The following is a 20,579-nucleotide window of genomic DNA, read 5'->3' on the forward strand; positions in this document are numbered from 1 at the left end:
ATTCGGATAGGGGGGCGGGCTTGTCAATCCGCGGGCGCCGCGGCCGCGCTTTCCTGCTGGCGGGCCCACATGGCGGCGTACAGGCCATTCTGTGCCAGCAGCCGCGCATGGCGGCCACGTTCGGCGATGCGGCCGTCTTCGAGCACGATGATTTCGTCGGCATCGGCCACGGTGGACAGGCGGTGGGCAATGATGAGCGTGCTGCGGCCCTGGCTGACTTCGCGCAGGTTGGCCTGGATTTCACGTTCGGTGTGGGTGTCCAGCGCGCTGGTGGCTTCGTCGAACAGGAAGATGGCGGGGTTCTTGAGCAGCGTGCGGGCAATGGCCACGCGCTGCTTTTCGCCGCCGGACAGCTTCAGGCCGCGTTCGCCCACCAGGGTCTGGTAGCCATCGGGCATGGCCATGACCAGGTCGTGGATGTGGGCCAGGCGCGCGGCGGCTTCGATCTCGGCGTCGGAGGCGCCCGGGCGGCCGTAGCCGATGTTGTAGCGGATGGTGTCGTTGAACAGCACGGTGTCTTGCGGCACCACGCCGATGGCGGCGCGCAGGCTGGCCTGGGTGACCGTGCGCACGTCCTGGCCGTCGACCAGGATGGCGCCGCTGTCGGCGTCGTAGAAGCGGAACAGCAAGCGCGCGATGGTGGATTTGCCCGCGCCCGAGGTGCCCACCACGGCGACGGTCTTGCCGGCCGGGATGGTGAAGCTGACGCCCTTGAGGATCTGGCGCCGCTCGTCGTAGCCGAAGCGCACGTCGCGGAATTCGACCTCGCCGCCGGCCACGCGCAGCGGTTGCGCGTCGGGGCGGTCGGCCACCTCGCGGTCCTGGCCCAGCAGTTCGAACATGCGTTCCATGTCGATCAGGGCCTGCTTGATTTCGCGGTAGATGAAGCCGAAGAAGCTGAGCGGCGTGTACAGCTGCAGCAGGTAGGTATTGACCAGCACGAAGTCGCCCAGCGTGTAGCGGCCCTGGGCAATGCCGCGGGCGGCCATCCACATGACCAGGGTCAGGCCGGCGGAAATGATCACGGCCTGGCCGATGTTCAGCACCGACAGGCTGACCTGGCTGCGTACGGCGGCGCGTTCGTAGCGGGTCAGCGAGGCGTCGTAGCGGCGGGCTTCGTGCTCTTCGTTGCCGAAGTACTTGACCGTCTCGTAGTTCAGCAGGCTTTCGATGGCCTTGGTGTTGGCTTCGGAATCGGTTTCGTTCATCTGGCGCCGGAACTTCGAGCGCCACTCGGTGACGGCCAGCGTGTAACCCATGTAGAGGATGACGGTGGCGCCGGTGGCCAGCGCCAGCCAGGCATCGAACATCTTCCACAGCACGATACAGACCAGCCCGATCTCGAAGAAGGTGGGCAGGATGTTGAACAGCAGGAACGACAGCAGGGTCTGGATGCCCTTGGTGCCGCGTTCGATGGCGCGGGTCAGGCCGCCCGTCTGGCGGGTCAGGTGAAAGCGCAGCGCCAGGCCATGCAGATGGCGAAAGATCTGCAGGCCGACCGAGCGGATGGCGTGCTGGCCGACGCGGGCGAAGATGGCGTCGCGCAGCTCGGAAAACAACAGGGACAGAACCCGGGCGGCGCCGTAGGCCAGGATCAGTCCCAGCGGCACCGTGACGGCGCCCGGGGCGCCCTGGCCCAGTTCGTCGATGGCGTGCTTGTACAGGATGGGCACGTAGACGGTAGCCGCCTTGGCGGCGAACAGGCAGAGCAGGGCGGCCACCACCCGCAGCTTGAGCCCCGTCTGGCCCGGCGGCCAGAGGTAGGGAAACAGGGTGCGAAGGGTGGAAAAACCGCCGCGGCCGGGCGGCCGGGAGTCAGGTGCGGGCATGGATCGGCAGGGGCTGAGGGTGAGGGCCGGCGCGGGGCGCAGGCCGGGCATGACGGCCATTATCCGGCACGGGCGCTATTATTTAGTGGAAAACCCCTGGGCCGGAAGGACCACTTTCCGCCGGATCCCAGGGGTTTTGCATCCGCATTTCGCCTACTTCGGAGGGACTCATGGTGAAGGTACCCGCAGTAAAACTGAACGACGGCAGCAAGATTCCGCAATTGGGCCTGGGGGTCTGGCAGGTGCCCGATGACCAGGCCGCCGCCAGCGTCAAGGAAGCCCTGGCGGCCGGCTACCGTTCGGTGGACACGGCCGCGATCTACGGCAACGAATCCGGCGTGGGCGCCGGGCTGCGCGCCGCGGGCGTGGCGCGCAAGGACCTGTTCGTCACGACCAAGCTCTGGAACGACAAGCACGATTTCGACGCGGCGCACAAGGCGCTGGACGAGAGCCTGGAAAAGCTGGGCCTGGCCTACGTGGACCTGTATTTGATCCACTGGCCGGTGGCCGGCAGCGACAAGTTCGTGGACGCCTGGCGCGCCATGATCGAAATGAAGGAAGACGGCCGCGCGCGTTCGATCGGGGTGTCCAATTTCACGCAGGCCCATCTCGAACGCATTATCGAGGCCACCGGCGTGACGCCGTCGGTCAACCAGATCGAACTGCACCCGGGGTTTGCGCAACGTGAACTGCGCGCGTTCCACGACAAGCACGGCATCGCGACCGAGTCCTGGAGTCCGCTGGCGCAGGGCGGCATCACCAAAGAGAAGACGATCCTGGAACTGGCCAAGAAGCACGGCAAGTCGCCGGCGCAAGTGACGCTGCGCTGGCACCTGCAGCACGGCCTGATCGTGATTCCGAAGTCGGTGACGCCGGCGCGCATCCGCGAGAACATCGACGTGTTCGATTTCGAACTGTCGCGCGCCGAGATGGACGCCATCGACGCGATCAAGGAAGCGGGCCGCCTGGGACCGGATCCGGAGAAGTTCGGCAAGTAAGGCGGTGGGGGCGCCGCGGCGTCCGGGCCTGGGGCGGCAGCGGGGCCGTGACCGGGCATGTCGGCGCCGGGTGGATGGGCCGGCGCCACGGGCTGGCCACATCATGGCGCTACTGTGCTGGCTGCTTGGGCGGGAAGAACCAGTAGCGCACGATGACGATGATGAGGACGGTCAGCGCCGTCCAGGATGCCCAGTGCCAGCCGCCGGTGCCCAGCAGGGCGGCCAGCAGGCCGAAGACGCTGAGCACGCCCAGGATGATCGGCACGCCCCAGACGAACATGTTGCCGCGGCTGTTCTTGCTCATGCGGGGCTCCGTTGGGGCGTGGCGGCGGCCTGGTGCTTGCGCACCAGTTCGGCGATGCGGGCCTCGGTGGCGCGGCGCCGCGCCAGCCACAGGTACAGGCCGCTGACCAGCACCACGATGGTGATCAGGTCCAGCACGGCCCAGATGATCTTGAGCGGCAGGCCGGCATAGTCGCCGAAGTGCAGCGGCCGCGACAGCTCCAGGGCGGTCAGGTACCAGGGCATCTTGGCGACGGTGGTGAGCTCGCCGGTGCGCCCATCGACCAGGACGGGCGTGTTCATCTTGGACGTCAGCGGGGTCGCGCCGCGCATCCAGGTGATGTAGTGGTGCGGGCTGCCGAAGGCGTTGCCGGGGAAGGCGATGAACGACACTTCGTTGCCCGGCAGGGCCTTGCGCGCCGTGTCGGCCGCGCCCTGGGCCGAGGCCAGCTGGGCGGGCACGCTCTGGCCCTTGTAGGGTTCCAGGATGCGCACGAGTTCGGTGCCTTGCCACAGGCGGAACAGCGGCGTGGACAGCTCGTTGATGACGCCGGTGACGCCCACCACGAAGGCCCACACCAGCGTGACGATGCCCAGCAGGTTGTGCAGGTCCAGCCACTTCAGGCGGGTGGAGCGGCCGGCGCGCACGGTGCCGAATTCCAGCTTTTTCATGAACGGGCCGTACAGCACCACGCCGGAGACGATGGCGACGCAGAACAACAGGCCCATGAAGCCCAGGAACAGTTCGCCGGGCAGGCCGGCGAACAGGTCGACGTGCAGGGCCAGCATGATGCCCATGAACGAGAATTTGTCTTCGGTGTAGAGCGGGCCGTCGAGCAGGACGTCGCCTGTGCGGCCGTCCATGCGCACCGCGTGGCCGGACACCTGGCCGTCGCCGGGCTTCTTGGCCATGCCGACGTAGACCTGGGGCTCGTCGGGGTCGAAGAAGAGGTAGTCGACGACTTCGCCCGGGTACATGGCCTTGGCGTTTTCCACCAGCTTGTCCAGGTTGGCGGGCGGGGTCGAGGCGGGCACGTCGGACAGGGGCTTGGCGTCGTCGAGCCAGTGCTCGATCTCGTGGTGGAACACCAGCGGCAACCCGGTAAGACAGATGATGAGCAGGAAGATCGTGCAGACCAGGCTGGTCCATTTATGAACCAGGTACCAGGTCTTGATGGTGGAGGCGGCAGTCATGGCGACGGCGGGGGCGGCATGCGCGGCCCCGTTCAAGGTAGGGTGGGTGAAAGTCGGAACATTATCACGAATAATAGCTATTCTCGTAACGGAATTTGCACGACGAAGCGAATGGGGTCATTAATAAGGGACGTATTCAAAGCGGGTTAAAAAAGAGGCTTGGGCCCGATCGGGCAAGCTGGATCATCATGCAGCAACGTTTTCTGAAAGTGCCGCGCAACGCGGTGGGCCGTGACTTCGCGGTGGGCGACGTGCACGGCTGTTTTACCCGCCTGCAGCAGGGCCTGGACCAACTGGGGTTCGACCCCGCCCGCGACCGCCTGTTTTCCGTAGGCGACCTGGTCGACCGCGGCCCGGAATGCGAAACCGTGCTGGCCTGGCTGGCGCAGCCCTGGTTCTACGCGGTGCAGGGCAACCACGAAGACTACGCGGTGCGGCACATCCGCACGAAACAGGTCGACGTGGACAACTGGCGCAGCTACGGTGGCGGCTGGTTCCTGGACCTGCCGCCCGAACGCCAGCAGGTCTTTGCCGAGGCCTTCGACCAACTGCCGATTGCGATCGAAGTGGAAACCTCGTCGGGCCCCGTGGGGCTGCTGCACGCGGATTGCCCGGTGCTGTTCTGGCCGCGGCTGGAAGCGGCCCTGCAAGACCGCTACAAGCGCACCAGCGCCGCCTGCCAGTGGTCGCGCGAGCGGCTGCGGCAAATGGATCGCACCGGCATCCTGGGCGTGCGCGCGGTGGTGGCGGGGCATACCCCGGTGGCCGAGCCGCTGGCGCTGGGCAACGTGTACCACATCGATACCGAGGGCTGGCGCGGCGGCTACTTCACCTTCCTGGACCTGGAATCGCTGGCGGCCTGGCCGCGCGCGGTGGTGACCGAACTGGCGGAAACCGAGGATTGACGTCGGGGAGCGGCGCCGCCTGGGCGCCGCGGGCACGGAATGCCGCTGGCGTGAGTCGGCGCGCGATGGCGCGCCGACGGATGACGATGGCGGGAAAAAAGCGGCTTACAGCGGGCGGGCGGCCAGCGGGCCGCGGCCATTGACCGCGCTGGTGCGCACGCCATCGGCGCCTGCGTCCACGCGCGGCACCGGGATCGGCGGAATGGGTGCATTGCCGCTGTTGCTGCCGCCGTTGTTGAGGACGCCGCCGCCGGCCGCCGGCACCGGAATGGGCTGGGCTACGGGCGCTTGCTGCGGGGCGCCGGTATTCGGGACCTGCAACGGCTGGGCTTGCAACGGCTGCCCCTGCGGCGCCTGCGTCGGCGGCGCGGCGGCGCCCGGCACCGGCAGCGGCTTGACCGAGTTGTCCACGCCGTCGGTCGAGCGGTTGTTGTTCAGGAAGTCGGTCAGGGCATCGCCGCTGGACAGGTCCAGCGAGGCCACGGCCTGGCCCGGCGGGAATTCCGAGAAATAGTATTCGCCGTTGTCGACCAGGAGGCCGTCGGGCCGGGGGGCGGGCTTGGCTTCGGGCACGCCCTTGAGCACCGGCTGCATGTAGTCGAGCCAGGTGGTCAGGGCCAGGCCGCTGCCGAATTCGTTGGTGCCCAGCGACTTGGGCTGGTCAAAGCCCATCCAGACCGTGGTGGCCAGGGTGGGCGTGAAGCCCGAGAACCAGACGTCGACGGCCTCGTTGGTGGTGCCGGTCTTGCCGCCGACGTCGTTGCGCTTGAGCACCTGGTGCGCGCGCGCAGCGGTGCCGCTGGTGGTGACGCCGCGCAGGATGTCGTCCATGACCCAGGCGGTGCGCGGGTCGATGGCGCGCGCGGCGGCGTCGCCGGCCACCACGGGCTGGGCCTGCATCAGCACGTTGCCCGAGCGGTCGGTGACGCGGTCCACCAGGTAGGGCGTGACGCGGTAGCCACCGTTGGCGAAGACGCTGTAGCCGTTGACCACCTGCAGCGGCGTGGCGCCGCCGGCGCCCAGGCCCAGCGGCAGCACGGCCGGCCAGCGGGCCTTGTCGAAGCCGAAGCGGGTCAGGTAGTCCTGCGCGTACTGCGGCGAGATGGCCTGCAGGATGCGGATGGTGACCATGTTCTTGGACTTGTACAGGCCCTGGCGCAGCGTCAGCATGGGCTCGTAGCGGTTGCCGTCGTTCTTGGGCTGCCAGTCTTTCGAGCCGGTCTGGGCGGCGGTCAGCATGAAGGGCTGGTCCGAAATCTGGGTGGCCGGCGTCAGGCCGCGTTCGAGCGCGGCGGCGTAGACGAAGGGCTTGATGTTGGAACCGGGCTGGCGCCAGGCCTGCGTGACGCGGTTGAAGGTGCCGCGGTTGTAGTCGAAGCCGCCGATCATGGCGCGGATGGCGCCGTCTTGCGGGGCCATCGACACCAGCGCGGCCTGCAGCGCGGGCATGTTGATGATTTCCCAGCTGTCGCCGTTTTTGTGGATGTAGACCACCGAGCCGCGGCTGATGCGCTGGCTGTCGCTGGCCTTGGGGTTCAGGGCGCGCGCCACCACGGCCAGCGCCTTCTTGTCGGAAATGGTGATGATGTCGCGCGCGCTGCGCGCCACGGTGACTTCCTGGGGGCTGGCGGCCAGCACCACGGCGGCGAGCAGGTCTTCGCTGTCGGGCGTTTTTTCCTGCACGCCGTCCAGGATGTCGTCCAGCGCCGCCGGGTCTTTCTCGACGCCGTCGGGCAGCTCGATCTGGTCTTCGGGGCCGGGGTAGACGGCGCGGCGGGTGTAGTCCAGCACGCCGTCGCGCACGGCGCGGTAGGCGGCTTCCTGGGACTTGGAATCGATGGTGGTGTAGACGTCGATGCCCTTGGAGTAGGTCTGTTCCTGGAAGACGCCGTACATCAGCTGGCGCGCCAGTTCGGCGGGGTAGTCGCCGTGGATGGCGAAGCCGCGCGTGCTGGAGCCGTCGGCGCCGCGAATGGTGATGTGCTGCTTGAGGGCTTCGTCGGCCTGCTCGGGCGTGAGGTAGCCCAGCGTCTTCATGCGGCCCAGCACGTAGTGCTGGCGGATTTCGGCGCGCGGGAAATTGGTGATGGGGTTAAAGCGCGACGGCGCCTTGGGAATGCCGGCCAGCATCGCGGCTTCGGCGGGGGTGACTTCGGCCAGCGGCTTGCCCAGGTAGGTGCGCGAGGCGGCAGCAAAGCCGTAGGCGCGGTGCCCCAGGTAGATCTGGTTCATGTAGAGCTCGAGGATCTGGTCCTTGGTGAGCTCGGATTCGATCTTGTAGGTCAGCAGCAGTTCGTAGAACTTGCGCGAATACGTTTTTTCGGACGACAGGTAGAAGTTGCGCGCCACCTGCATGGTGATGGTGCTGCCGCCCTGGGTCTTGGATTGCTTGACCAGGTTGACGAGCACGGCGCGCACCATGCCCATCCAGTCGACCCCGCCGTGCTGGTAGAAGCGGTCGTCTTCGGCGGCCAGCACCGCCTGGCGCATGACCGGCGGAATTTCATCGAAGCGCAGCACGTTGCGGTGTTCTTCGCCGTATTCGCCGATGAGGACCTTGTCGGCCGTGTAGATGCGCAGCGGCACCCGCGGCCGGTAGTCGGTCATGGCGTGCAGGTCGGGCAGGCTGGGCCAGGCCAGGGCCAGCGCCAGGCCGACGAGCACCGCCCCGCAGACACCGAGGCCGGCGACGGCGACGCCCGCCTTGATGAGGAGTCGTTTCCAGGGGAAGCCCGATTTGCCGCCCGGGGTGGCGGAGGATTGCTGGGGGGTGCTCATTGCTGGCGATTCTAGGGCAGAACCTTCATAGACCGGCGACCGCACCGGAAGGTTTCAGTAACCAAACTTGCCCGGCGGGATGGTCCGCACGACGGGTAAAGGATATAGGGACGGGGTTGAGCATACGCGCTGCGTGGGTTTCACGCTGCGGCGCTGCACAAGCGCGCCGTGAAATGTATTGCGCGCCGTGACAAACGGCAAGGCCGGTTGCAGATGTCATGCGGTGTTTTGCAGGTAGCGCTGCGGCGGCGCGCCCAGCGCGCGGTGGAACATGGCGCTGAACGCACTGGGGCTGCGGTAGCCGAGATCGGCCGCGATACGTGCCACGGGCACCCCTAACGATAACCGGCAGACGGCGTCGGCCAAGCGCACCTGCTGCACCCACTGGCGGTAATTCAGTCCTAATTCAGCCTGGAACAAGCGGATCAGGGTGCGCGCGCTGGCGCCGACTTCGCTGCCCCAGTCTTCGATGCCGCGTTGCAGGCCGGGCTGGTCCAGGATGGCCTCGCAGATGGTCTGCAGGCGCCGGTCGCGCGGCCAGGGGATCTGGATGGGTACGACGCGGGCGGCGGCCAGTTCGGACAGGATCAGCGCGGCGACCTGCTCGGCCCGGCCGCCCAGCGGGTAGTCGATGGGCTCGGCGGTCAGGGCCAGGATCAGTTCGCGCAAGAGGCCGCTGACCTCGATGACCTGGCACTGCGGCCAATAGGTGTGGGCGGCGTCGGGCTGGATGTAGAGCGAGCGCATCGAGACCGCGCCGATCATGTCGACCCCATGCGGCACGCCCGCCGGCACCCACAGCGCGCGCAGGGGCGGCAGGGCCCAGAAGCCGCTGGGGGTGGTGACGCGCATGACGCCCTGGACCGCGTAGATGAGCTGGGCGCGCGGGTGCGAGTGGGCGCCGGTGCGGGCGCCGGCCGCAAATTCCTTGGCCATGGCGGTGACGCTGCGCGGGCGGTCCTGGTAGTCCTGCGCGTTGACGCTGCGGGCGGGGTCGGGGCGGCTGGGCCGGGTCGGCATGGTGTCACTTCCGGAAACGGGATGAGGCCGGAATATAGGTAGGGATGGCGCTATTTTGTCACTTTCTCGACGAAAATTGGCAGGCAAGGCCGTGGCGACGTTCCTACACTAGGCCAGTGCGAGGCGGCTGGTCGCCTCGGCAGCCCATGGCGCCCGGCGTATTGCCGGCGCATGGCCCCTTTTTTCTGATCCCGCCACCGCCATGAATTCCGCCCAGAATCCCGCCGCCGACCTGCCGGACTTGTCCGCCCCGGCGGTCACGCCGACCCCAGCCGTGTCCGATCCGTCCACCGCCTTCAAGGTGCTGGGCGCGATCAGCGTGGCCCACCTGATGAACGACATGATCCAGTCGATCCTGTTGGCCATCTACCCGATGCTGAAGGACTCGTTCAGCCTGTCGTTTGCGCAGATCGGGCTGATCACGCTGGTGTACCAATTGGCGGCGTCGCTGCTGCAGCCCTTCATCGGTTTCTACACCGACCGCCATCCCAAGCCGTATTCGCTGCCGGTGGGCATGGGCTTCACGCTGGTGGGCTTGTTGCTGCTGTCGGTGGCGCCCTCGTTCGGCTGGCTGCTGGTGGCGGCCGTGCTGGTGGGCACGGGTTCGTCGGTGTTCCATCCCGAGTCGTCGCGGGTGGCGCGCATGGCCTCGGGCGGGCGCCACGGCCTGGCGCAATCGCTCTTCCAGGTGGGCGGCAACGTCGGCTCGGCCCTGGGGCCGCTGCTGGCGGCGCTGTTCATCATTCCGCATGGCCAGGGCAGCGTGGCCTGGTTTTCGCTGGCCGCGCTGTTCGGCATCGTGGTGCTGACCGGCATCGGCCGCTGGTACAGCGCCAACCGCGCGCGCGGCAAACCGCGTGCCAAGCGCGAAGGCACGGACAACGGCTTGACGCGCAACCAGGTGCTGGGCGCGCTGGGCGTGCTGGGGCTGCTGGTGTTCTCCAAGTACTTCTACCTGGCCAGCCTGAACAGCTATTTCACGTTCTACCTGATCGACAAGTTCGCCCTGTCGGTGCGCGAGGCGCAGCTGTACCTGTTCCTGTTCCTGGCCGCGGTGGCGGTTGGCACGGTGGTGGGCGGGCCGGTGGGCGACCGCATCGGCCGCAAGATCGTGATCTGGGTGTCGATCCTGGGCGTGGCGCCGTTCACGCTGATGCTGCCTTACGCCAACCTGTTCTGGACCGGCGTGCTGGTGGTGATCATCGGCATGGTGCTGGCGTCGGCGTTCTCGGCCATCGTGGTGTATGCGCAGGAACTGGTGCCGGGCAAGGTCGGCATGATTGCCGGCCTGTTCTTCGGATTCGCGTTCGGCATGGGCGGCCTGGGCGCCGCGGCGCTGGGCAAGCTGGCCGACGCGACCAGCATCGGCTATGTGTACCAGGTGTGTGCGTACCTGCCGCTGTTGGGCGTGGTGGCGGTGCTGCTGCCCAACGTGGCGCGCAAGCGGGCCTGATCGCTGCGACGGCGGGGCGGGGCCGGCGCCACGCGACGGGCTTGGGCGAGGCGGCGCCGACCGCGAGCCCCGCTCAGGCCGCGCCGCCCGCCACCGCCGCCAACCGCGGCCGGGCCGTTTCGATGTCCTGGATTTCGCCGTCGCCGCTGTGGTGGATGACGGCGACGCGGGCGCCGCGCAGTTGCGCAAGCTGCTGCGGCGTCACCGCGAAGCTCAAGGCCAGTTGATGGTCGCCCAACGCATCGATGGGCTGGCGGCGGTCCTTGCCGCGAAAGCGCAGGTGGTTGTAGACCGCCCAGGCCACCAGCACGGCGGCGTTGGCCAGCGCCAGCAGGGCGTAGCTGCCCAGCGTGTGCAGCGTGGGCAGGAAGGTCGGCCATAGCGGCAGCTGCGGGCCGCCGGCGGCGCCGCGCAGGATGGCCGCGATGCCCGAGCCGAACAGATAGACGAAGGCGAGCCAGCCCACCGCGGTCAGCAGCAGATCGAACAGGTAGCCCGCGCGCGAGCGTTGCGTGGTGATGATCATGAGGCGTCCGGAGATTTGATGCCGCGGTCGGGGCTGGTCCAGCGGGCGCGCCGGGCCTGCTTGCGCAGCATGACTTTGGGGAAACTGACCAGGGTCGTGAACAGGCTGACCATCCAGTAGGCCAGCGGATACCAGATGACCCAGTACAGCGCGCGCCACAGGCCGGGCTCGTAGCGGCGGTCGATGAGGATGCTGATGGCGAACTGCAGCAGGCAGACCACGGCCAGCATCATGCCGGTGAAGGCGGGCGGCATCAGGCTGGCGATGTGCATGTTGTGCGGCAGGGTCACGACCTGGCTGACCAGCCACAGCAGCACCGAGATGCCGAACGCGAAGGCCCAGGCGGTGGACAGGCAGAATTCCAGCATCAGCGGCCACAGGCGGCGGTGGCGCCAGGTCCAGATCGACCGCAGGTTTTTCAGGAACACCTCGGCGCCGCCCTGGGCCCAGCGCAGGCGCTGCTTCCACAGCCCGCGCAGCGTTTCCGGCATGAGGATCCAGCACAGGCCGCGCGGCTCGTAGAAGATCGACCAGTGGTCGCGTTGCAGCTTCCAGCTGATGTCGATGTCTTCGGTGATCATGTCCAGGCTCCAGTAGCCCACTCGGTCAAGCGCGGCGCGGCGAAAGGCCGCGACCACGCCGGATACCGTGAAGACCTGGCCATAGACGCGCTGGGTGCGCTTGATCAGCCCGATGATGGACGAGAACTCGCCCACCTGGATGCGGCCGATCAGGGTCGAGCGGGTGCGGATGCGCGGGTTGCCGGTGACGGCGCCCACCCGCGGGTTGTCGATCAGCGGCGCCACCAGGTAGGCGGCCGCATCCGGGTCCAGCACCGCGTCGCCGTCGATGCACACCAGGTATTCGCTGCGCGCGGCCAGGGCGCCCATGCGCAGCGCCATGGCCTTGCCCTGGTTCTGCGCCAGGTGCACGACCCGCAGGCGCGGATGCTGCGCGGCCAGGCGGTCGAGCAGGGCGCCGGTGCCATCGCTGGAGCCGTCGTTGATGGCGATGACTTCGAGGTTGGGGTAGTGCTGGCCCAGCGCGGCCAGCAGGGTCTCTTCGCCGTTGTCGGCCTCGTTGTAGCAGGGCACCAGGATGGAGATCAGCGGGTTGCCGGCCAGCACGGGCGGCGGGCGGCCAGGGCCCCAGTCCCAGCGGCGTTCCCAGTGCCACCAGAAGTACAGGCCGCCGGCCATCCACATGCCGGACATGAACAGCGGATAGAAGAAGACGAAGCCCAGCAGCGCCTGGCCGGTCAGCATCATGGTGAAGCCGAACGGCGCGCCAAGCACCGCCAGCAGAATAATCAGGGCGATCAGTCGGTCGATCATCGGATGGGGTACCACGCTTCAGAGATGGCGGGCCGGATGCCTTGCAGCCGGGGCTGGTCTTGCGAGAAGTCGTCGGGGTAGTAGCCGAAGCTGCGGGCGCCGCGCAGTTGCAGGCGCTGCATCCAGCCGGCCAGCACCGCGGTGTCGACCGGCGTGGCCTCGGGCCGGCCGGGGCCGGTGCGCCAGTCGCGCGCCTGCAGTTCGAAGACGGTGCGGTCCAGGCCGCCGGGGCGTTTGGCCACCTGGTCGACCAGCTGGTCGAGCCAGGCGTTTTCCTGGCCTTGGGGCACGTTTTCCATCAGCGGCATGGCCATGGGCGCGGTCCAGTCGTAGGCGCCCAGGAAATCGTCCAGGTTCTGCGCGAACCAGGTCTCGGATTGCGGATCCAGGATCGGCATGGCGAAGATATTGCGCGCGGTCTTGATCTGCGGGCCGCGCACGGCGCGCACCTTGGCGGTCAGCTCGGCGGTGAAGTCGATCAACGCGCGGCTCTTCACGCGGGTCCAGCGCTGCATCGTGGCGGGGTCGGCGCGCAGTTGCGCGATGTCGCCCGGCAAGCCGGCGGCACGGTAGGCGGCCAACGCGCCGGGGCTGGCGTCTTCGAAGTCGGACAGCACCGCGTCGTCGTGGAACAGGATGCCGTCGAAGATGGCGTGGCGCGCCAGGTCTTCGTACAGGTCGCCGATGCGGGCCCGCGCAGTGGCGTCGAACGGCGACAGGCGGCGGTACTGGTCGGGGTCGGGTTGGGGCGCGGCCTGCGGCGAGTCCGGGTGCCAGCGCGTGACCCGCGCGATGGCCGGGTCCAGGTCGTAGGCCAGCACCGGCATCCAGGCGTAGACCATCACGTTGGCGCGATTGTGCAACTGCCAGGCGGCGCGGTTGAACAGGTCGGCGCGCACCGGCAGCCAGCGGTTGGGGAAGTACACCGAACGCACCAGGCCGTCGCCGGTGGGGTCCGAATAGGCCTGCAGGAACACGGTGTTGATCTGCATGTCCAGGATGCGCTGCACCAGTTCGCCCAGGTTGCGGTCGGTCTGGGCCGGGTCGGGGTCGTAGACGTAGTCCAGGTCCACATGGGCCACGCGCATGAAGGGCGTGGCTTCCATGCCCACGATGCTGTTGGCGAAGGGCTTGAGCGCCGGGTCGCTGGCCAGCAGCATGCGGGGCGTGGACATCAGGCGGTCGAGCCGGCCGGGGCCGTCTTCCAGGGTCAGCGCCAGCTGGTAGCCGTGCTCGGCGGTGATGCGCAGCGTGCTGCCGCCTTCGGCGCCGTAGGGCCAGACCCAGACGCGCGGGGCCTTGCCGGTGACACGCTCGATCTTGCGGCTGATGGCGGCCACGTCGGCGCCCATGCGGGCGTTGAACTGCGCCTCGGTTTCGTACTGGCGCGTGGCGGCGTCAAAGGCACGGATGGCGGCGGCGGGTTCGGTATTGCCTTGCGGGTTGGCCAGCGCGCCGTAGTGCGAGGCATTGGTATGCGCGGCGATTTCGACCAGGCCTGATTGCGAGATTTCGCGGATCTCTTTCCAGTTCAGGAAGCGGCCGCGCGGCTCGGGGCTGCCGCCGAAGTCCACGGGCTTGTCGGCGGGCGTGTCCATCCACGTGCCCACGGGCGCCAGCAGGGCGGGCCAGCGGTAGGCCTTCAGGATCGGCAGGACGCGGGTGTAGAAGCTGCGGTAACCGTCGTCGAACGACAGCAGCACGGCGCGCTCGGGCAGCGGCGCACCGCCTTGCCGCGCGGCCAGGATCTGGTCGACGGAGACGGCCTGGTAGCCGTTCTCGCGCAGCCAGGCCAGTTGGTCGACCAACCGGTCGGTGCGCACGCTGAGAAAGCCCTGGTCGGGGTCTTCGTCTTCGACGTCGTGATAGGCCAGCGCCAGGAAGTGGCCGGGCTGCCACGGTTGTTCCGCGGCGGCCACGGGGCGCGCGGACGGCGGCGTGTAGACGGGAATGTCCTTGGCGCAGGCGGTCAGCACCAGGATGAGCCCCAGCAGCAAGGCTGCCAGGAAAATGCGGGTGGGTAGCTTGAGCAGCATGTCGGTCTCAGAAGCGATAGGCAAGGTCGAACGTGATGCGCAGTTCGCGCTCGCGCTGGCCGTCGTACGGGCGGCTGATGCCGGTGACCATGGCGCCCATGTCCAGCACGTCGTTGGCGCGGTAGCGCTGGCCGTAGCCCAGGGCGATGACGCCGCCGGTGCCGTAGCCCTGCTGGGTATAGGTGCCGGCGCCGAGCGTGCCGATCTGTTCCCACGCGGTTTCGTAGCGCCGGTACAGCGTGTGCGTGACGCGTGCGCCGGGCAACAGCATCAGGTCCGAGCGGGGATTGAAGTAGGGCGCGTCGTCGCGGTTGTTGCGCTGGGTCGACAGGTCCAGCGTCAGGTCGGCCTTCAGGTGCGGCGCGGTGTAGACGCGTTCGCGGCCGGCCAGGCCCAGCTCCCAGCGCTGGTTGCCGTCGGAAAAGCGCGACGGCGCCAGCGACAGCGTCCATTCGCGCCGTTCGTTGGCGCGCCAGCGCACAAAGCCGTTCAACCGGTTGGACGAGATGTCGTTGGTCAGGGCGCGCAGCGGCGTCTCGCGCGACATGATTTCGCCGCCACCGCCCACCTGCCAGTGGTCGTCCAGGTCGTATGCGGCCGACAGGCGCACGCCGGGTTTGACGCCGTGGCCGTAGCTGTGGGTCGAGACTTCGCCTTCCACGGTCAGGTCGCGGCCGCGCCACTCCACGCCGGTGCGCAGCCAGCGGTAGTGGCCGCGGCCTTCCTCGAAATTGCCGGTGGCGTAACCGCCGCCGCCGAACGCGCGCCAGTTGTAGTCGATGGGCGGCGTGTACAGCACCGCGTCGATGCCGAAATCGCCATTGCCATTTACCGGGCTGTCGGACGCCAGGCCGCGGTAGCCCTCGATGCGCAGTTCGGCCTTGTTGTGCACTTCCCATTCGCGCGCCAGGCGGCGGCTGGTCAGGTCTTCGGGGGCGCGCGCCAGCGTATCCGCCGACAGGGCCTCGGCCTGGCGCCATTCCTGCAGATCCATGGCGGTGAAGCCCTGGCCGTTCTCGACGGACAGCGCGCGCGGCGCCAGCGTTTCGGCCAGCTTCAGTGCACGTTCGGATGCGCGCGGCCAGTCGCGCTTGCGGTAGGTGGACGCCAGGTCGGCGCGCAGCGTGGAATTGTTGGGCGCGTTGGCGACCATGTCTTCCTGTTGCTGCTGGGCGGCCACGGTGTCGTCGGCCAGCAGCCGCGCGGACGCCACGGTCTGGGCGCTGGCCAGCTTCAGGTCGTTGGGGTTGCGGGTGGCCTGGCCTTTGTAATACAGCCACGGCGCGTAGCCCGAGCCGACCGCGTCGGTGACCGGCGCCGTCTGGTCGAACTGCTCGGCTTCCGCCAACGCGTAGTACAGGCCGGTCTCGGTGCTGAGGCGGTCTTCGGGATCGTCCTGGCGCCAGGCGTCGTCGGCGGCGACCTCGCGGTACAGGTCGCGCGCTTTCTCGGGCTGGCGCAGGTACAGGTAGGCCGACGCGACGTCGTTCAGCGCGTAGCGCGGCACCGTCACGCCCTGCGCGCGCAGCGCCTCGTACTCGGCCACCAGGTCGGCCATGCGGGCCCGCGCGTGCAACGCATGCAGGCGGTCGATGCGGGCGCGCCGCACATCGGCCTGCGCCGGTTCACCCAGCGCCTGCCAGGCGGGAATCAGGTCGGCGTAGCGGGCCAGCGCGCGGTCGGCGATGACGAAGCGCTCGGCTTCGCTGCGGGTAGGCATGGACGCCAGCCGCACCTGCTGGGCCACGGCGTCGGCCTCGAAGCGCCGCATCTGCGCGGCGCTGTACAGGTCCGGATGCTGGCGGGCCAGCGCCAAGGCCTGCCCGGCCATGCGGGCGCGGCTGAGCGCGTCGATGTATTCGCGCAGCACGTAGGGCGTGCCCGGGGCGATGGCCAGCGCCTGGTCGGCCTGGTGCAGCGCCTCGTAGGGCTGGCGCAGGCGCACGTGGACGTAGCTCAAGGCCAGGCGCGCATCGGCGTTGCGCGGTTCCCGCTTGACCCACGCCTGGCCGGCATCGCGTGCCGCGGCGGTCTGGCCAGCGTCGGCCAGGGTCATGATTTCACCGCCGGCAAACGCGGACTGGCCAGGGTGGCGGCGCAGGCCGGCGCGGTAGGCGGCCAGGGCCTCGGGCCAACGTTGCAGGTCGCGGTAGGCGCGCGCCGCGGCCAGCTGGATGTCGGCGGGCAGGGCGGCACCCGAAGGCAGCGTTTCATAGGCGGCCACGGCTTCGGCAGGCTTGCCGGCCCAACTGGCGATGACGATGTGGTCGTACACCGCCTGGCGGCCTGCGCCGGGCCCTTGCTGGCGCAGCAGGGCCAGCGCCGGCTCGTAATCACCGGCCCGGGCGCGTGCGATCAGCGCGTCGTAATCATGGTCCGGGGCGGCCCATGCCAGGGCCGGCGCCAGCACCGCACAGGCCGTCAGCGCCTGCCAGCAGGGGCTGGCCGTGCGCTGGCCGGGCCGGGGCTGCCGGGCGGTCAAGGCGTGGCGGGCATCCTCGCCCCGTCGGGGCGTTCCTTTTTTCAGCATCTGAAGTACTTCCGCAGTTGCGATATGGGCGCTCGGGGCTCCGCCGGCCGGACGCGGGCAGATGCCGTGTCGCCGAATCATGCGCAGCACAAGCGCCAACGGCGCCGGCGGCGAAGGGGTTGAGCGTTCAGGTTTTCACTGCGCGGCGCCCGCTACGGGGACCTTCGCACTCGCGCTGGAGTGCATGGCTAGTACGCGCCACGCCCGTGGGGCGTGATCGCGGCGCTTCTGGTGGCACCGTCGATAGGTCGCACTTTATGGGTTTTCGGCCAATTCAACTGTCAATTACTGCAAAGGGCAGGCCACGGCGCAAGGCCTTGGCGTATTCTCTGCCGCATACCGCGCAACCGTCGTGGCGGTATGCCGACCGTCGGGCCACCCGGCACGGAACGTTTCGCGCGGCGGAGAGGGCTGCACGGCTTGCCGTGTTAGTAACAAAAAACGTCAAAGATGCGGGTATGTAACGTGTCCCCGACTGTGAATCCGGTGCAACAGATGTTCCACGCGACGGCGACCGTCCACGAGGGCGCGAAGCCGCAAAAACATGACGACTGCTTTATTTTTTCTTGTATGGGGCCTGGCGACGGCGCTGGCGCTGCCCTTGCTGTTGCCGTTCCAGGCGCGCGGCATCGCTGGCGTGCGCGCTTTCACGGCCGCCAACGGGCTGGCCGTGCTGTCGCTGCTGGCCTACGCCTCGTGCGAACTGATGCCCCCGGGCGCTTATGTGATGGTGTCCAACGCCGCCTGGCTGGCCGCGATGAGCCTGGTGTACGTGGGGGTGCGGCAGTTCTTCGGCTTGCGACCGCACGTCGGGCGTGCGGCTGCAGCCGCGGCCATCGGCGTCGTGGCGATGGCCCTGATGCTGTATGCCAGCGACAACCTGGTCGGACGCATGACGCTCTTTTCCGCCTACACCGCGGTGCTGATGGGGGCGACGGGCCGGGTGGTCTATCGCCAGCGCGGCCGTATCCAGACGCCCGGCGTGATGCTCTACGTGATGCTGTCGATATTTGGACTGGCGGCATTGAGCGCGTTGCGCGCCGTGCTGTACGGCAGCGGCTGGGTGCATGCGACGTCTTTGCTCGACCCGGCGCCATGGGGCCTGTTCTTCATCGTCTGCGGCTCGGTGGCGGTGCCGGCGCTGTTCCTGGCGCTGCTGCTGCTGATCCAGACCATGCTTTCCGAAAAGATGCAGGCCGCGCTGACCTTCGACAGCCTGACCCACGCCTATTCGCGCCGCAGCATCCTGGACGAGCTGGAACATGAATTGCAGCGCTGCGAGCGCGGCGACGGCCGGCTGGCGGTGCTGGTACTGGACATCGACCATTTCAAGTCCATCAATGACCGCCATGGCCATGCGGCGGGCGACAGCGCACTGCGTCATTTCGCCCAGGTGGTGCCCCGGGCGGTGCGTGCCAGCGATCGATTCGGCCGTCTCGGCGGCGAGGAATTCGTGCTGCTGATGTATGGCTGCGATGCCGCGCACGCGCTGGTGCAGGCACAGCGCGTGTGCGATGCGCTGCGGGATTCGCCGTTGTACCTGCAAGGGCAGGAAGTGCGCATGACCACCAGCGGCGGCGTGGCGACGTTTCAGCCGGGCGATACGGCCGATGGCATCCTGGCCCGCGCCGACCTGGCGCTGTACAAGGCCAAGGAACTGGGCCGCGACCGCATCGAGATGGCCTGGAGCGGCCGCCTGCCGGGCCGCCAGGCGGCCCGGGAAGACGGCGCCGCCACGTTGGCGGCACCGGTGCAGAGCCCTACGGCTTGAGGTGTTCGGTGAAGAACTTTTCCATCGCCTCGTAGAACTCGAACTTGTTTTCGTCGTTGTGGAAGCCGTGGCCTTCGTTGTCCTTGACCATGTATTCCACTTCGACGCCGCGCGCCTTCAGCGCCTTGACCATCTGGTCGCTTTCGTCCTTGTTGACGCGCGGGTCCTTGGCGCCCTGGGCGATGAATAGCGGCGTCTTGATCCTGTCGGCGTGCAGCGCGGGCGAGGTGGCCGCCAGGCGCGCCTTGTCGCGTTCGGGGTCGCCGACCATGTCCTGCATCTTTTCCAGCATCGGTTTCCAGTAGGGCGGAATCGACTTCATGAACGTGAACAGGTTGGACACGCCCACGTAATCGACCGCGGCGGCGTACAGGTCAGGCGTGAAGGTCACGCCTGCCAGCGTGGCGTAGCCGCCGTAGCTGGCGCCGTAGATGCCGATGCGCTTGGGGTCGGCAATGCCTTGCTGCACCAGCCATTGCACGCCGTCGGTGATGTCGTCCTGCATCTTCAGGCCCCATTGGCCGAAGCTGGCTTCCCAGAAGCGGCGGCCATAGCCGGTGGACCCGCGGAAATTCATCTGCAGCACGCAGAAGCCGCGGTTGGCCAGGAACTGCACTTCGGGGTTGTAGCCCCAGCCGTCGCGGGCCCACGGGCCACCGTGCGGATTGACGATGCACGCGAGGTTCTTGGGGTCGCGGCCGGCCGGCAGCGTCAGGTAGCCGTGGATGGTCAGGCCGTCGCGGCTTTGGTAGCTGATGGGCTGCACCCGCGCCATGTCGGCTTCGGGCAGGGCCGGGTTGATGTCGGCCAGCTTGCTGAGCGTGTCGGCGCGGGCATCGTAGATGTAGCGCGAGCCTGCGGTGCGATCGTTGTAGGCGGCGACGATGAATTTGTCTTCGTCGCGGTTGGCGCCCTGGATGGCGAACTGGTAGCCCTCGAGCTTGGCGGACAGGTTCTTGAACAGCGTTTCGGTTTCTTTGTCGAAGAACTTGAACTGCGGTTTGTCGGTCTGGTAGGACGCCACGGTCAGGACGCGGCGCTTGCGCGAGAAGCCGGCCGCGTCGAGGTCGACGGTGTCGGGGGTGAAGATCTCGTCTTCCTTGTCGGGCGCGGCCGGGTCGATGACCACCAGGCCCAGCTTGTCGCGGCCGCGGTTGGACAGGGCGTAGAACTTCTTGTCGTCGAAGGTGAAAAAGGCCGGGCTGACGCTGGTGCGGTAGTCGGTCGTGAGCAGCGGGCGGAATTCCGAGGCTTCGTTGTCGCGGTAGAGCAGGGTGGTGTTCAGGCCGTCGCTGGTGACGGCGGCGCGCACCTTGCCGGCGTGGTCGGTCTGCCAGCCCACGATGTTGCCGGGGTTCTGGGCCACCAGCACGCCGGCGCCGGTATGCACGTTGACGCGGTAGACGTCGAACACCTGCGGGTCGCGCTGGTTGTGGCTGATCAGGATGTGGTCAGGATCGTCTTCGAGATCGTCTTCGATGCTGGCGCGCACGCCTTCATACGGGGTCAGGTCGGTGATCTTGCCGGTCTTGGCGTCCACCGCCAGGACGTGGAAGTTTTCATCGCCGCCGAAGTCTTTCTGGTAGAGCACCACGTCGGGGCCCTTCCAGAAGAAATTGCTGATGTCGCGCGCGGTTTCACTGGTCAGCTTGCGGGGTTCGCCCACCGGCTTGCTGCCTTCCAGGGCCTGCACGTAGATGTTCATGCGGGGCGGCTTGCCGTCCACGCTGGTGGGCTGCATGAAGCCCAGGGTCTTGCCGTCGTCGGCCAGCCGGAAAAAGCCGCGTTCCGGGTTGCGGAAGAAGTCTTTCAGCGGGTAGATGCGGGGGGGCTGCGCGGCTTGGGCGCCCAGCGAGGCGCCGACGATGCCGGCAGCCAGAAGGGTGTGTTTCATGAATGAGAGCAAGGCGAACCTCCGACGGA

The 20,579-nt window shown here is 68.0% G+C and carries 14 protein-coding genes; 4 read left to right on the forward strand and 10 right to left on the reverse strand.

Going from position 1 to position 20,579, the window contains the following annotated elements; translation table 11 throughout:
• Positions 1 to 23: 23 nt before the first annotated feature.
• On the reverse strand, positions 24 to 1,829 hold the full coding sequence (locus tag ACUDP5_RS10010) for an ABC transporter ATP-binding protein/permease (RefSeq protein WP_263914805.1): 1,806 nt from the start codon (positions 1,827 to 1,829) through the stop codon (positions 24 to 26).
• A 170-nt stretch (positions 1,830 to 1,999) separates the two neighbouring features.
• Here ACUDP5_RS10010 and ACUDP5_RS10015 point away from each other — a divergent pair, with 170 nt between their 5' ends.
• On the forward strand, positions 2,000 to 2,827 hold the full coding sequence (locus tag ACUDP5_RS10015; RefSeq protein ID WP_263914806.1) for an aldo/keto reductase: 828 nt from the start codon (positions 2,000 to 2,002) through the stop codon (positions 2,825 to 2,827).
• Between the two features lie 109 nt (positions 2,828 to 2,936).
• Here the strand turns inward: ACUDP5_RS10015 and ACUDP5_RS10020 are convergent, their stop codons facing one another.
• Entirely contained in the window at positions 2,937 to 3,131 is a 195-nt protein-coding gene (locus ACUDP5_RS10020) for a hypothetical protein (RefSeq protein ID WP_263914807.1), read from the reverse strand.
• Entirely contained in the window at positions 3,128 to 4,303 is a 1,176-nt protein-coding gene (locus ACUDP5_RS10025; RefSeq protein ID WP_263914808.1) for a PepSY-associated TM helix domain-containing protein, read from the reverse strand. Before ACUDP5_RS10025 ends, ACUDP5_RS10020 begins: the two co-directional genes overlap by 4 nt.
• A gap of 188 nt (positions 4,304 to 4,491) precedes the next feature.
• On the opposite strand from ACUDP5_RS10025, the gene ACUDP5_RS10030 reads away from it, so the two are divergent.
• The gene (locus tag ACUDP5_RS10030; protein ID WP_263914809.1) at positions 4,492 to 5,208 is read left to right on the forward strand and encodes a metallophosphoesterase; all 717 of its coding nucleotides are present in this window, start codon (positions 4,492 to 4,494) and stop codon (positions 5,206 to 5,208) included.
• 105 nt (positions 5,209 to 5,313) lie between these two features.
• On the opposite strand, the gene ACUDP5_RS10035 is transcribed toward ACUDP5_RS10030, so the two are convergent.
• A complete protein-coding gene (locus tag ACUDP5_RS10035) occupies positions 5,314 to 7,986 on the reverse strand; it encodes a PBP1A family penicillin-binding protein (protein WP_263914810.1) in 2,673 nt (890 codons plus the stop codon).
• A gap of 216 nt (positions 7,987 to 8,202) precedes the next feature.
• On the reverse strand, positions 8,203 to 9,006 hold the full coding sequence (locus ACUDP5_RS10040; RefSeq protein WP_445658653.1) for an AraC family transcriptional regulator: 804 nt from the start codon (positions 9,004 to 9,006) through the stop codon (positions 8,203 to 8,205).
• Positions 9,007 to 9,208: 202 nt separating this feature from the next.
• Between ACUDP5_RS10040 and ACUDP5_RS10045 the strand changes: the two genes are divergently transcribed.
• Positions 9,209 to 10,459: an MFS transporter gene (locus tag ACUDP5_RS10045; protein WP_445658654.1), complete on the forward strand. Its 1,251-nt coding sequence runs from the start codon at positions 9,209 to 9,211 to the stop codon at positions 10,457 to 10,459.
• 73 nt (positions 10,460 to 10,532) lie between these two features.
• Here the strand turns inward: ACUDP5_RS10045 and pgaD are convergent, their stop codons facing one another.
• Genes pgaD through pgaA form a run of 4 tightly spaced genes read right to left on the reverse strand, consistent with a single transcriptional unit; the run spans position 10,533 to position 16,885 of the window.
• Positions 10,533 to 10,985 carry a poly-beta-1,6-N-acetyl-D-glucosamine biosynthesis protein PgaD gene (gene pgaD, locus ACUDP5_RS10050; protein ID WP_445658655.1) on the reverse strand — a complete coding sequence of 151 codons (453 nt, stop codon included), beginning with the start codon at positions 10,983 to 10,985 and terminating at the stop codon, positions 10,533 to 10,535.
• Positions 10,982 to 12,319, reverse strand: a complete 1,338-nt coding sequence (gene pgaC, locus ACUDP5_RS10055) for a poly-beta-1,6-N-acetyl-D-glucosamine synthase (RefSeq protein ID WP_263914814.1) — start codon at positions 12,317 to 12,319, stop codon at positions 10,982 to 10,984. Before pgaC ends, pgaD begins: the two co-directional genes overlap by 4 nt.
• Positions 12,316 to 14,355, reverse strand: coding sequence for a poly-beta-1,6-N-acetyl-D-glucosamine N-deacetylase PgaB (pgaB, locus tag ACUDP5_RS10060; RefSeq protein WP_263914815.1), 2,040 nt, complete (start codon positions 14,353 to 14,355; stop codon positions 12,316 to 12,318). Before pgaB ends, pgaC begins: the two co-directional genes overlap by 4 nt.
• A 7-nt stretch (positions 14,356 to 14,362) precedes the next feature.
• Positions 14,363 to 16,885: a poly-beta-1,6 N-acetyl-D-glucosamine export porin PgaA gene (pgaA, locus tag ACUDP5_RS10065; RefSeq protein WP_445658656.1), complete on the reverse strand. Its 2,523-nt coding sequence runs from the start codon at positions 16,883 to 16,885 to the stop codon at positions 14,363 to 14,365.
• Positions 16,886 to 17,429: 544 nt separating this feature from the next.
• Here pgaA and ACUDP5_RS10070 point away from each other — a divergent pair.
• Entirely contained in the window at positions 17,430 to 18,656 is a 1,227-nt protein-coding gene (locus ACUDP5_RS10070) for a GGDEF domain-containing protein (RefSeq protein ID WP_263914817.1), read from the forward strand.
• Here ACUDP5_RS10070 and ACUDP5_RS10075 read toward each other — a convergent pair.
• Positions 18,646 to 20,550 (reverse strand): alpha/beta hydrolase family protein, encoded by a 1,905-nt coding sequence (locus ACUDP5_RS10075; RefSeq protein ID WP_445658657.1) that lies wholly within the window; start codon positions 20,548 to 20,550, stop codon positions 18,646 to 18,648. The two genes, ACUDP5_RS10070 and ACUDP5_RS10075, sit on opposite strands and share 11 nt — an antisense overlap.
• Between the last annotated feature and the right edge of the window lie 29 nt (positions 20,551 to 20,579).

The organism is Achromobacter sp. NCFB-sbj8-Ac1-l (genome assembly GCF_052695805.1).